The 13,406-nt window shown below is 71.2% G+C and carries 8 protein-coding genes; 1 reads left to right on the plus strand and 7 read right to left on the minus strand.

What is annotated here, in order from left to right:
• Positions 1–15: 15 nt before the first annotated feature.
• From ACP7BP_RS14880 to ACP7BP_RS14910, 7 genes are all read right to left on the minus strand, one after another.
• The gene (locus ACP7BP_RS14880; protein WP_426245643.1) at positions 16–1,302 is read right to left on the minus strand and encodes a pyridine nucleotide-disulfide oxidoreductase; all 1,287 of its coding nucleotides are present in this window, start codon (positions 1,300–1,302) and stop codon (positions 16–18) included.
• A gap of 54 nt (positions 1,303–1,356) precedes the next feature.
• Positions 1,357–2,937, minus strand: coding sequence for a phospholipase D family protein (locus tag ACP7BP_RS14885; RefSeq protein ID WP_426245645.1), 1,581 nt, complete (start codon positions 2,935–2,937; stop codon positions 1,357–1,359).
• 39 nt (positions 2,938–2,976) lie between these two features.
• Positions 2,977–3,795, minus strand: a complete 819-nt coding sequence (locus ACP7BP_RS14890) for an HpcH/HpaI aldolase/citrate lyase family protein (RefSeq protein ID WP_426245646.1) — start codon at positions 3,793–3,795, stop codon at positions 2,977–2,979.
• Positions 3,792–4,727, minus strand: a complete 936-nt coding sequence (locus ACP7BP_RS14895; protein ID WP_426245648.1) for a LysR substrate-binding domain-containing protein — start codon at positions 4,725–4,727, stop codon at positions 3,792–3,794. The genes ACP7BP_RS14890 and ACP7BP_RS14895 overlap by 4 nt, the downstream gene beginning before the upstream one ends.
• Before the next feature lie 7 nt (positions 4,728–4,734).
• Positions 4,735–5,910, minus strand: coding sequence for a CaiB/BaiF CoA transferase family protein (locus ACP7BP_RS14900; RefSeq protein WP_426245650.1), 1,176 nt, complete (start codon positions 5,908–5,910; stop codon positions 4,735–4,737).
• Positions 5,911–5,922: 12 nt separating this feature from the next.
• Positions 5,923–7,290: a GntP family permease gene (locus ACP7BP_RS14905; protein WP_426245652.1), complete on the minus strand. Its 1,368-nt coding sequence runs from the start codon at positions 7,288–7,290 to the stop codon at positions 5,923–5,925.
• A gap of 107 nt (positions 7,291–7,397) precedes the next feature.
• Positions 7,398–9,950, minus strand: coding sequence for a hypothetical protein (locus ACP7BP_RS14910; protein WP_426245653.1), 2,553 nt, complete (start codon positions 9,948–9,950; stop codon positions 7,398–7,400).
• Between the two features lie 266 nt (positions 9,951–10,216).
• On the opposite strand from ACP7BP_RS14910, the gene ACP7BP_RS14915 reads away from it, so the two are divergent.
• Complete coding sequence (locus ACP7BP_RS14915; RefSeq protein ID WP_426245655.1) at positions 10,217–13,306, plus strand: hypothetical protein; 3,090 nt, start codon at positions 10,217–10,219, stop codon at positions 13,304–13,306.
• The last annotated feature ends 100 nt before the right edge of the window (positions 13,307–13,406 follow it).

The following is a 13,406-nucleotide window of genomic DNA, read 5'->3' on the forward strand; positions in this document are numbered from 1 at the left end:
GGGGTGAGCGGAATCTTACCTACGGGTAACTTCCGTGTCGCGTCGCCACTGCTCGTCGCGCCGACAGGGGCGCCGGTCCATCCGCGCGTCGATCAGCGCCCGCGCCTCGTCGTACCTGTCGCCCCGCAGCAAGGCGGCGATGCGGGCCTCCTCGACGATCTCGCGCTGCGCGTCCGACCCGCCCAGCCGCCAGACCTGCGGCGCCAGGTCGCGCAGCCCGTCGGCAGCCAGGCTGCACGCGCCGTCGAGCATCTGCCGCAGCGAGCGGGCGAGCGGCGCGACCACGGTCACCTGGGTCGGGTGCTCGTGCGCCGCGGCCCAGCGCTCGAGGGACAGCAGGCCGGCGCGGTCGTCGGTCGCGAGCAGGGCGACCGCCGCGTGCATCGCGAGGAACGGGGTCGCCGGCCGTTGCAGCGTCTGCGGCTCGAGCCGGCTGGTGACCTCTGTCATGGCGGGTACGTCGCGGGCGCCGGGCGTCAGCGCCCAGCGGAAGAGCAGCGAGCCGGTGTCGACCAGCGCACGGCATCCGACCGTCGTCTCGGGCCGCAGCTGGGTCTCGTAGCGGCGGCGAACCGCGTCCAGGTCGCCCATCGAGAGCTCGTGCAGGGCGGCGTGCCACGAGAAGTGGCTCAGGCTGTCGGTGCCGGCCCCGTCGCGGACCACCCAGTCGGACATCCAGGCCAGCCCGGCGTCGTGGTCGCCGGTCTCGTAATGAGCGTGCGCCCGGGCGTGCGCGGAGTGCCCGGCGCGCGGCTCCGCCGCCAGGGAGGCGCAGGAGAGCTCCATCGCCTCGTCGAAGCGGCGCTGCTCCTGCCGCACGAACGCCAGCAGGCCGGCGTACCACCAGTCGTCGCCGTACGCCGGCTGCGCGCCCTCGACGATCCGCCAGGCCTGCTCCGGCACCTCTGTGACGCCGGCGAAGGCGATCGTCGGCATGGCCGTGGAGAGCAGCAGCGCGTCGACCGGCCAGGTCTCGAGGTGCCGCACCAGCGGCGCCGGGTCGCCCTGGAGGTGGCGGTCGACGGCATGCACGTGGCTGCGCTCGCGCTCGGTGGCCGCGGGAGCCAGCCGACGCGCGTCGCGCAGGCGGGCCGCGATGTCGACGGGGGCGCACATCTCGTGACCCAGCAGCGCCAGGGCGGCGTGGCCGAGCGCGAAGCCGGGATCGAGGACGACGGACCTGGCGAATGCGGCCGTCGCGCCGTGCCCGAGCCGGAGGACGGTGCCCAGCCCCTCGCAGTAGGCCACGGCGGCGTCCCGACCACAGGTCAGGGCGAGGCCGTACGAGTCCCGCTGGAGCATGAACGAGGGTAACCACGTCGGGTCGGGCTTCACCACCCCTGACCTGGGGAAGCCTCAGAACTCGTCGCGCTTGCGCAACGGCCCCGGACGGCCGTCGGGGTCGTGCAGGACGAGGTACGCCGGGAGGGCCAACGTACGGGCGACGAGCCCGAGCTCCGGCGGGGCGAGACGCCGCAGCCGGCCGGGCGGCCTGGGGCCGACCCTCCCACCGGCGTGCCACTCGTCCAGCCGGGCGGCACTGTCCTGGAAGGCGGCGTACATCCCCTCGGGGTCGAAGCAGTCGTCCACCTCCGCGGGGTCGCGGTCGAGGTGCTCCGCGGCCAGGGTCAGGCGCAGGCTGCGGGCGTAGTCGCCGGCGGAGTCGACGACGATCGCGGAGAGCTCGGAGTCGTGGGTCCAGGAGCGCCGGTTGAAGTTGTCGGAGCCGATGGACGACCAGGTGTCGTCGATGAGGCAGACCTTGGCGTGCACGTAGATGGGCGTGCCCGTGGCGTTCTCGAGGCCGTAGACCGCGACCCGGTCGGGCGCGGCCCTCATCATCTCGAGCATCGCCCGCCGCCGGCCGAGCTGCTCCGGCACCCTGCCGAGCGCGCCGGGGAGGTCGGGGTAGATGGGGACCACGGCGATGATGTGGAGGTCGGGCTGGTCGCGCAGCGCCTGGGTGAACACGTCCCCGACGTGGTGGCCCCAGAGGTACTGGTCCTCGACGTAGATCAGCCGCCGGGCCTTCCTCACCGCCTTCGTGTAGCCACGCGCGACGCTGCGTTCCCCACCCCGGGCGAAGGGGTAGTCACGGCCGTGCCGCAGGTTGGGATAGGTGCGCAGCAGCTGGACGGTGTGCGTGCCGCCGTCCACCGGCGGGGGCGGCGGTGCCTGCGGCGGCAGCGGGTCGGGGCTCATGTCCATGCCGAGCAGCCGGTCCTTGGTGAACAGGATCGGGTTCCGGCTCAGCCGCGTCGGATCCTCCCAGCGCTCGCGGAAGACGGTCTCGACGTCGTGCACCGCAGGCCCGCTGATCGCCGCCATCGCGTCGTGCCACGGTGGGGTGTCGCCGTACTCGTCGGCCATCGACGTGAGGGCCTGCTGGTCGCCGCCGTGGCCGATGTCGTCGCGACGCGAGTGGCACAGGTCGATGCCGCCGACGTAGGCGACGTCGCGCGTCGGGTCGTCACGGTGGCGGATCACCACCAGCTTCTGGTGGTGCGAGCCACCCATCCGGATGCGCATGTCGAGCAGCGCCTCGGCCCCGCGCTTCTGCAGTGCCTTGCCGAGGAGCCGGTTCTCGCTGGCCGTGAAGCCCAGGTGGGAGCGCCAGACCAGGCCGCGTACGTCGACCCCGCGCTCGTCGGCCCGGCCGAGCACCTCGACCACCTCGCTGCCCGGCTCGCCGGTGAGCCGCTCGTCGGCGTCGCCCTGCCAGTCGGTGAAGAAGAGCAGGTCGCCCTCGCGCGTCGCCTCGATGCGCTCGTAGAGCTCGGCGAAGTACGTCGACCCGTGGATCAGCGGCCGGACCAGGTTGCCCTCGGACCACGCCTGGTCTCCAGGGTGCGGGTCGTCGAGCGTCGTCCGCGGGTTGCCGCGCTCCTGCTTGCCGAGCAGCCACTCGCCGGCGTCGTGGGTCTCCTGTGCGGTCACGGCGACCACCTTGCACCAACTCCGCCCGCGAGCCGAGTCTCAGCCATCCGCGGCGGCGAGGATTCGGCGGGCCCGGTCGACGACCGGCTTGTCGACCATGCGTCCGTCGACGAGCGCGACGCCGCCGTCACCGGCGGCCTCGACGATCGAGCGTGCCCACGACACGTCGTCGTCCGTGGGGCGGAACGCCGCCCGCACGAGGGGCACCTGGCGCGGGTGGATGCACAGCTTGGCACCGAAGCCGAGACGCGCTGCGTAGGCGACGTCGTCGGCCAGGAGGGCCTCGTCGGCGACGTCGCCGGTCACTCCGTCGACCGGGCCCGGCAGCCCGGCCGCCGCCGACGCGAGCACCAGCGCGCTGCGGGCCGACAGGAGCGCCGTCCGGTCGTCGGGTGAGACGCCGAGCTGTGCGGCGAGGTCGAAGCTGCCGAACGCCAGCCGGTGCACCTCCTCGACGGCAGCGATCTCCGGCGCCCGCAGGATCCCGGTGGCCGTCTCGACCAGGGCGACCAGCGTCGCGACCGGCCCTAGCCGCCGTCCGGCCTCCCGAAGCGCGTCGGGGTCCTCGGCCTTGGGCACGACCACGACGCACTCGACACCGGCAAGGGCCGCGACGTCGTCGTCGTACTCATCGGAGTCGCTGGCGTTGATCCGCACCGCCCGCACGGCACCGGTCCGGCCGACCGAGGCGGACGCGGCGGTCCGGGCGGCTGCCTTGTTCGGCGGCGCGACGGCGTCCTCGAGGTCGACGACCACGAGGTCGGCCCCCGAGGAGGCCGCCTTCTCGAAGCGCTCCGGCCGGTCGCCCGGCACGAACAACAGGGTCGCGGCGGCGTGCGCCGCCTCGGTCAGGGTCATCGGGACTCCTTCGTGGCCGGCCGGGTCCCCGGCCAGGCGTCGTGGGCGGACAGCTCCGCGACCACCTCGACGATGGCCCGCTCGACGGCGGTCACGGCGTCGTGCGGTGCGGACAGGTCACGGGCCCGGCGCAGGGTGACGTGCCGTTCGACGACCGGGTCGACGATCCGGCGCACGGCCGGTGAGGCCGCACCCGGGCCGACGCACGACCTCGGCAGGATCGCGCACGCGTCGCCACTCTCGGCGATCCTGACCATGGTGGCCAGCGACTCCACGTCGGCCACCACCGTCGGCACGATCCCGTGATCGGCGAACGTCTGGTCGATCAGCGAGCGCAGGCCACTGCGTACGCCTGGGGCCACCAGGGGCACGCCCGCGAGGTCGGCCAGCCTGATCTCCTCGTCGGACTCGCTCGCCCGGCCCGCGTCGCCGACAAGGTAGAGGTCCTCGGAGTAGAGCGGCGTCTCGCCTGCCGGAGCCGTGCGGTCGGTGCGGTAGCGGAGTGCGAGGTCCATCCGGCCCCTGCTGAAGAGCTCCTCGATGTAGCTGCTCATCGACTCGAAGAGCTCGAGATGCACGCCGGGGAAGGTGCGGCGCGTGAGAGCGAAGAGCGGTGCGGCCAGGTGGGCCGCCGCCGCCGAGGGCAGCCCGACGGCCACCAGCCCGCGCACCGGGTGCCGTTGCGTCACGCCGCGGGCCAGCTCGTCGAACTGCCGCAGCAGCCGGTGCGCGTCGCGGTAGAGCTCCTGGCCGATGCCGGTGGCCCGCACCCCGCGCGGGCCGCGGTCCAGCAGCCGCACGTCCAGGTCGCGCTCGAGCTGCGCCATCCGCTGGCTCAGCGCGGGCTGGGACATGTGCAGGGCCGACGCCGCGCGGCTGAGGCTGCCCGCGTCGACGACGGCGACGAAGTAGCGCAGCTGCGAGATGTCCACGGTGCCATCACACCACCCCGTCGCGCTCGAGCTCGGCGACCGCCTCGGACGAGAGACCCAGCTCGGCCAGGATCGCGCGGGTGTGCGCACCGAGCTCCGGGACGGCGTCCATGCGCGGCTGCCCGGTCGTCAGGCCCGGCAGCTCCAGGGAGGGTACGACGCCCGCCGGCGTGGGCAGGTCGTGCCAGCGGCCACGCGCGGCGAGCTGGGGGTGGGCCCACACGTCGGTCATCGTGTTGACCCGGGCGTGGGCCACCGGCACCGCGGCCAGGGTGGCTGTCGCCTCGTCACCGGTCATGGCGGCGAAGCGCGCGGCGACGATCGGGCCGAGCTGCGCGCGGTGGGCGTGCCGGCCCGAGTTGGTGGCGTAGTCCGGGGCGGTGGCCAGCTCGGGCTGACCGAGGAACCGCTCGCAGAAGGCCAGCCACTCGCGCTCGTTCTGGATCGCCATCATCACCGTCACGCCGTCACCGGCGGTGAACGGCCCGTAGGGGTAGATGGTCGCGTGCGCAGCCCCGGCCCGCTGCGGCGGCTCGGCGCCGTCGTAGCTGTAGTAGAGCGGGAAGCCCATCCACTCCACGGTGGCCTCCAGCATCGAGACGTCGAGATGGGCGCCCTTGCCGGTGCTGCCCCGCTCGAGGAGGGCCGCCAGGATCGAGCTGTAGGCGTACATCCCCGCAGCGATGTCCGACACCGAGATGCCCACCTTGGCGACCTCCTGCTCGGTGCCGGTCACCGAGAGCAGGCCGGCCTCGCTCTGCACCATCAGGTCGTAGGCCTTCATCGTCTCGTAGGGGCCGCCGACGCCGTAGCCGGAGATGTCGCAGACGATGAGTCCGGGACGATCGGCCTGCAGCTCCGGCGCGCCGAGCCCGGCTCGCGCGGTCGCGCCGGGAGCGAGGTTCTGGATGAAGACGTCGGCCGTGCCGAGCAGCGCCCGGATCACCTCGAGGCCGCGCGGGTCCTTGATGTCGAGGGTGAGCGACTCCTTGTTGCGGTTGGTCCACACGAAGTGCGAGCTGAGCCCGTCGACCCGGGTGTCGTAGCCGCGCGCGAAGTCGCCGACGCCCGGCCGCTCGACCTTGATCACCCGGGCGCCGAGGTCGGCGAGGTGCCTGCTGGCGTACGGCGCGGCGATGGCCTGCTCGAGTGAGACGACGGTCGTGCCTCGGAGGGGCTGCATGTCCGGCGTACCTCAGACGATCAGGCTGAGGACGGCGATCAGCGGAAGCGCGACCACCGAGGCCATGGCGGTGACGAAGGTGAGGGCCTTCAGTGCCCCGCGGGTCGAGACGCCCAGCAGCGTCTGGAACATCCAGAAGAAGTTGCTGTTCACGTGCAGCGCGAAGAGCGCGCCGGCGCCGATGGCCAGGCCGATGATCGCCACAGGCACGTCGAGCTGGTGCAGGATCGGGCCGAGGATGCCGGAGGCCGTGATGGCGGCCACCGAGATCGAGCCGATGGCCAGGTGCAGCACGGCCGCAATCAGCCAGGCGATCAGGATGCTCACGATCACCGGGGCGCCGGCGTCGGCGGTGAAGAGGTCGCCGAGCACCTTGTCGAGGTCGGTCGCCGCGATCACCGCGCCGAGCGAGCCGCCCACGCCCGTGACCAGCAGGATCTGGCCCGTGGTGTCGAAGCCTCGGCTGAGGGCCTCGTTGGTGTCGTCCTTGCCCAGCGTGCGCTGCGACAGGGCGAAGGCGCCGAGCAGACCGAGGAAGAGCGCCAGGATCGGGTTGCCGAAGAAGGCGATGACCTTGTTGGAGAAGCCGGCGGTGTCGGCGATCGCGCCGAACGCGATGAGGAGCAGCGGCACCAGGACGGGGAGGAGGGACACGAACAGTGAGGGCAGCTTGGCCTCGCCGCCCTCGGTCTTGCGATCTGCGGCCTGCTCCTCGGCGAGCTGCTCGGCCTCGATGAGCGCCTCCGACGCGTGCTCGTCCTTCTCGGGGTTCCAGAACCCGCGCTTGAGCAGCTGGGCGTAGAGGAAGACGGTGATCACCGCGGTGAGCGGCCCGATGAGCAGCCCGTAGATCAGCATCGTGCCGAGCGGCACGCCGAGCAGGCCGGCGATCGAGACCGTGCCCAGGCCGGGGATGACGAAGACGTAGCCGACCAGGATGCCGGCGGTGAGCGCGCCACCCATCAGGCCGAGCCCTTGCTGGCCGAGCTGGGGAGCAGCCGACCGGGCCAGGGGAGAGGCGAGGACCAGCTGGACGTCGACGTAGATCGAGGGGAAGAGCGTCGTCATGGTGGCGGCCAGGGCGTACGGCAGCCGCTTGGCGCCCAGCACCTTCAGGAGGAGGTTGACGAGCCGGTGCAGTGCGCCCATCGCGAACAGCAGCGAACCCATCAGCACTCCGAAGCCGATGAGCAGGCCGACCTCGGCCATGATGTCGCCGAACCCGGTCCCGATCGCCTCGATCGTGCCCTCGAAGCCGACGCCGCCGGCCAGACCGAGGTAGAGCGAGCCGATGACCAGGGAGATCACCGGGTCGATGTCGAGCACGATGATGAGCAGGACGACCGCCAAGATGGCGATGGTCGCGTGGAGGACGATCACGGGTCTCTCCCTCGGATGGGCGCTGGGGTGGGCACGTTCGGACTGATGAGACCACGGTCACAGGCATAGTGGAAGTGGGAGATGCCCGAGGCCGCCATAAGCCGTGCCTATCGCCTGCGCACGGCGAGCACCCTGCCGCGCGCACTGATCCGCACGCTCATCCGCACCTCCTGGGCGGCCGGACCGGCGCAGTAGGTGAACCGCGACCCCAGTCGTTGCCAGGGCTGGCCGACCCGGCGCATCAGGGTCCGGACGGGCGTGCCCGGCCGGGCAGCCTTCTCGAACTTCGCCACGCCCATCCGGAGCTCGGGGTTGCGGCACGGGTCGGGAGCGATGCCCTCGGCCCGCTCCCACGTCTGGAGGTAGGCCTCGGCGCCGCGCATCATGTCGTCCTCGAGTGCAGGGCCCTCGGGGCCTGCGACCTGGGCGATGTCCTCGATCCAGTCGGCGTACTGGCCATACTGAGCGACGCCGTCGACGTTGATGTCGTAGACCCGCTGCCCGGCGCGCTGCCGGTCGACCGTGACGCCGTTGAAGCCGGTGAAGGGGTAGGTCACCGGGTCGGCGGCCTGCGGACCGCGCGGATTGCCCTGCGCGCCCAGGCCGTTCATGTCCGCGCCGTAGCCGAAGCCGAAGTAGTAGCGCGGGTCGGCCCAGCCCAGGTGCCGGCGCCACTTCTCGACGAAGCCGGTGGAGTCGCCGGCGTACGGCGCGACGAAGCCGCCGAGCTCGTAGATCCGCGGGTAGGCGTCGGGGGTCGACCACGAGTGGCTGGACAGGACACCGGGGTAGCGGCCGGCCTCGAGCTGGCTGAGCAGCGAGTTGCGGGCCTTGACGCTCATGTGGTCGGGGTCGATGAGCATGTGCTTGGCCATCAGCCGGTCGACGAGGTGGGCGCCCAGGGTGGTCAGCCCGCGGGTGTTGCAGTGCGCGGGTGGCCCGTAGAGAGGCAGTGCGCCGACCCCGGCCAGGCCGAACAGCTGCCCGACCGCCCCGAACAGCGCGTCCTGCTGGCCGGCGGTGATGTCGGGCGCGGCGAACTGGGCCCGGTCGGCGCTCTCGCCGTCGGCGGGCTCGCAATGCCGCATGTCCCAGTAGGACCCGGTCTCGAGGAAGTTGGCGGCGTCGACGACCGCCCCGGTCGCGCCGTTGTCGCCGGCGATGCCCGACAGCGCGTTGTCGAACTTGTTGACGAGCTCCATCTGGCGTACGCCGAGTGCCCGCATCTCGTCGAGGCCGGCGTCGATCTGGGCGGTCGTGCAGGCCGGCTGGTCGCCGAGCAGCGGCAGCCTCTTGTAGGTGCAGCCGAACGGGAGGCTGGTCTCGATGCCCATCACCACGGCCAGCTTGCCGGCGTTGACGACCTTCCGCGCCTGCCACGGCGACGTGACGATGCGGTACCAGCCCTTGCCGGGACCGCCGTACTGCGCGTCGACGTAGTCCTGGAGCTCGTACATGTCCTTGGCCTGGAGGCGCAGTGAGTCCATGTCGTCACAGGAGTTGCGCTTCAGGGGGTAGATCTCGCACAGCTTGTTGTTCTCGACGAGCAGGTTGACGAAGACGCGCTGCCCAGCCCGCCAGGAGCGCTCCATCCACTTGTAGTAGGTGCCCTCGTGGGTCAGCGAGTTGGGTGCCGGCCAGTCCCGGAAGGTCGGCCAGCCCACCGGGTCGTGGGTGGGCTCGTTGGAGAGGAACGCCTCCAGCGCCGCGCCCTTCCCGCCGGTGATGGTGTGGTCGAAGCAGTCCGTGAGCGCGTACGCCGGGCCGTACGCGTCCCACGGCTTGCCGCAGTGCACCCGGCCGCCCAGGAACTCCCACGCCTGGCCGTGGGTGTGCGCGTCGACGTAGCCGCGCACCTCCTGGTACGGCGTCACGCCGGCGTGCGGGCGGCCGCTGACGTTCACCTGGCTCTCCGGGTAGGCGGTGCAGCCGGGTGTGCGTGTGAGCCGGAAGGGCACCGCCCTCGCTGAGACGGTGACGGTGCCGCGGGTGAGGGAGAGGTGCCGGCCCTGGCCGACGGTCAGGACGAAGCCCCGTCGCGTCTCCCGCGTCGTCCACTCGGTCGCCGGGCTGGGGGCGGCGGCCAGGGTCGCCGGAGCGCCGGTGCCGGTCGAGCCGACGAAGTCCGACGCGGTGCCGAACAGCAGGTAGGTGCCGAGATCGGTGGCGCGGAACGTGAAGGGCTCGGCGTCGCGGCGCCTGGTGGCCGTGGCCAGTCCGGCGCCGGCGGTGCGGGCGACGTAGCGACCGTTCGGCGCCGCCAGCGTGTAGCAGCCGCCGGCCATCGCGTAGCGGTCCTGCGGGACGCGGCGGCGCCTCTGCATCACCGGCACGGTGGTCAGCCGCGGGTCGGGCAGCGCGCGCTCGCGAGCGACGTACGCCGCGCTGGCGGCCGCCTCCTGGCGCGAGGTCGGGTCGACGGTCGCGGCGGTGACCTCGCCACCGCGGCTCAGCGCGTTCTTGGTGGCGGGGTCGTCGTGCCGGTGCGGCACGCCGGCCAGGTCGGGCCCGACCGCCGCGGCCTTGGAGGCGTCGTACGCCGTGAGCAGGCTGCCGGCGCGGACACCCGGGTGCGAGGGCAGCAGCACCGCACCGCCGATGAGCGCCGCGGACACCAGGCAGGCGGTGGTGATGCGGCTCAGCCGCCGGGCTCCGGTCACATGTCCTCCCCGTGTCGAAGGGTTGAACGACTGACGACAGCCGAGGGTACGGAGAACTGTGGCTGTGCGTCGACGGACTGTTACCGGTTTGTGGAACTCGTGTGGACAGGCGGTGGAGGACCGAATGTGACGATCAGGCATCGGCCCTCAGCAAGCCGATGTCGTGTGCTCGGACCGGGGGGTCCGCGTCGTCACCAAGACGGTGAGGACGACAAGGAGGCACGTCCGAGTTTGGGGGGATACCCATGCCGTCAATTTCCAGTCGAGTGCGCAAGCTTCTGCTGCGCTTCGTCGCCGTTCTAGTGGTCGCCGCCGGGGTCCCCGTGGTCCTCGCCGGCCCCGCGAGCGCGCACCACCCAGAGATCACCGCATCCGTCGACTGCGCAGGCAAGGTGTCGTTCACGGCAAGAGCCTGGGAGGGGGACGGCACAGACGCTTCGCGGACCAACACGAAGGTCGTGGTGTCGAACTCCGTCAACGGCAGCGTCGTGACCGGTGAGTTCAAGCGCAAGGACTTCAGCTTCCCCGGCACGTTCGACATCGGCTCGGCCAAGTCCGCGGTCATCACCGTCAAGGCCGTCAACAACTGGGGCAACGGCGCCGGTGGTGGCCAGGTCGCCCAGACGACCGTGACCGTCTCCGCCGACTGTGACGTGCCTCCGGTCGACAAGGTCGGCGTGTGCCACCGCACCGCTTCGCCTGACGACAAGAACCCGTACGTCTACATCAGCGTGCCGCGAGACGAGGCCAACGGCCACATCACGGGCACCGACAGCCAGCACAACCACAAGGTGACCTGGCGTGAGGACGGCATCTGGCGCGGCGTCCCCCACAAGGCCGGCGACGAGCGCCTGGACTACTTCGCTCCGGGTGGAGCGGCCGACTGCAACGACACGACCCCGCCCACGCCCGAGCCGGCCGCGACGATCGGGCACGACTGCGACGGCTACACCGTCACCCTGGACAACACGAAGTCCTACGTCCCGGTCACCTTCCGCGTCACCGTCAACGGCAAGTCCGTCGACCGCACCATCGCGGCCAAGGCGTCGGACACCGTGACCGGCACGCTCGTCGAGGACGAGCTCACCACGATCACGGTGACGTCCGGCAAGGACACCCTCACGAGCGACACGTTCACCGTTGACTGCAAGAAGCCGGCGGCCACGCTCTCGCAGGACTGCACGTCCTTCACGGTCCTGCTCGACAACCACGGCAACAACGTCGCCGCGACGTACAACGTCACCATCGACGGAGTGACTACGCCCCACGTCGTGGCCAAGAACGACACCAAGTCCATCGTGACCCAGGCGGCCGAGGACTCCACGCACGACGTGAAGGTGACCTCGGGAGGCACCGTGCTGGTCGACACGACGGTCAAGATCGACTGCGCGAAGCCGGCGGCGACCGTGTGGCACGGCTGCACGACCTACAAGATCAAGCTGGACAACCGCGCCTCGAAGGTGGAGGTCACGTTCATCGTGACGGTCAACGGTGACTCGAAGCCGGTCGTCGTCGGGGCCGGCAAGTACGCCTACGAAGAGGGCTCGGTCGTCGAGGACCAGCAGAACACGATCACGGTCCAGGTCGGCAACGAGACGCTCAAGCACGACACGTTCTACGTCGACTGCCAGAAGCCGAAGGCCACGTTCTCGCAGGACTGCACGGGCTTCACCGTCTTCCTCGACAACCGCGGCAACAACGTCGACGCGACGTTCGACGTCACCATCGATGGAGTGACGACGCCCCACGTGGTGGCCGAGAACGACACCGAGACCATCGTGACCCCCGCCGCCGAGGACTCCGCGCACACCGTGAAGGTGGTCTCGGGCAACGACAAGCTGGTCTACGAAGAGTTCACGATCGACTGTGAGCAGCCCGCGGCGAAGGTCTGGAACAGCTGCACCCACTTCTACGCCAAGCTCATCAACACCTCCTCGGACGTGCCGGTGACCTTCACGGTGACCGTCAACGGGGTTGGCACCGACTACCTCGTGCCGGACGGCGAGACCAAGGTCGTGTCGGGCCCGGTGGCCGAGGACTCCTCCAACACCGTGACCGTCTCCCACGGCTCGACCGACCTGGCCACGAAGTCCTTCGATGTCGACTGCCAGCAGCCGGCGGCGACCATCGTCGACAACTGCACCGGCTATGTCGTCACGCTGGACAACTCGGCCTCCAAGGTCGAGGTGACCTTCACGGTGACCATCAACGGGGTTCCGACCGACTACACGGTGCCGGCCGGCACCACCCAGAAGATCGAGAAGACCGACGCGACCGAGGGCTCGACGTACGACATCACGGTGACCAGCGGCGACACCCAGCTGGACACCAAGGCCTTCACGATCGACTGTGAGAAGCCTGTCGTCACGGTGATCCACGACTGCACCAGCTACACGGTCACCCTCGACAACTCGGCCTCGGAGATCCCGGTGACCTTCACCGTCATCATCGACGGAGTCGAGTCCCAGGTGACGGTGGAGAACGGCGCGACCAAGGTCATCACCGACACGGTCGTCGAGGACTCCTCGCACACCATCGAGGTGGCCAACGGCGACGAGGTGCTCGCTCAGGCGGCCTTCACCGTCGACTGCGTGAAGCCGGCCGCCATGGTGGCCCAGTCGTGCCTCGGCTACGACGTCACCCTCGACAACTCGGCCTCGACCCTCCCGGTGGAGTTCACCGTGACCGTCAACGGCGCCGAGCAGCAGGTCACCGTGCCCAACGGCCAGGTCCAGCACGTGACCGGCACGGTCGTCGAGGACTCCACCAACACCATCACGGTGCGCGGTGGGGGAGCCGACCTGGTGAGCACCACGTTCACCCAGGACTGCCAGACCTACGCCCCGGCGGCCGCCGTGGTGCACGACTGCACGACGTACACCGCGACGCTGAACAACGCCGGCTCCAACCTGCCGGTCGACTTCACGGTCAACGTCAACGGCGCCAACCAGGTCGTCACGGTCCCCGCGGGCCAGACCCAGCAGATCAGCGGTCCGGTCGTCGAGGACGGCGCCTACACCGTCACGGTCTCCGCGGCGGGCACCCAGCTCGTCTCCGGCAGCTTCGTGGTCGACTGCGTCACCGGCGCAGGCGACAGCGGCACCGGTGACAACGGCGACAACGGGAACGGCGACAACGGCAACGGCGGCGGCGGCGGTGGCGGCGGTGCCGGTGCCGGCGGCGGCGGCCACAACGGCGGCGGTGCCGGCTCCGACAGCCCGGCCTCGGACACCGGCACCCTGCCGGCGACCGGTAGCCCGGCCCTGCTCGGCCTGGTGCTGCTCCTCGGCCTCGGCCTGCTGGCCGGCGGTGGCCTCCTGGTCGCCGGCGACCGCCGCAGGGCGCGCCTGATCTGAAGTACCCGCTAGAACCGTCGGCCCGGCTGGGTGACCCCGACCTGGCCGCCTGACGCGGCAGGATCCACACGATCGGCAGGGACCCTCCGGGTTCCTGCCG

It is taken from the genome of Nocardioides sp. LHG3406-4, assembly GCF_049897745.1.
Taxonomy (GTDB): domain Bacteria; phylum Actinomycetota; class Actinomycetes; order Propionibacteriales; family Nocardioidaceae; genus Nocardioides.

Excerpts from the sequence above, each read along its gene's own strand:
- ACP7BP_RS14880 (WP_426245643.1), bottom strand. The coding sequence starts at position 1,302 with ATGCTCCAGCGGGACTCGTACGGCCTCGCCCTGACCTGTGGTCGGGAC.
- ACP7BP_RS14890 (WP_426245646.1), bottom strand. The coding sequence starts at position 3,795 with ATGACCCTGACCGAGGCGGCGCACGCCGCCGCGACCCTGTTGTTCGTG.
- ACP7BP_RS14900 (WP_426245650.1), bottom strand. The coding sequence starts at position 5,910 with ATGCAGCCCCTCCGAGGCACGACCGTCGTCTCACTCGAGCAGGCCATC.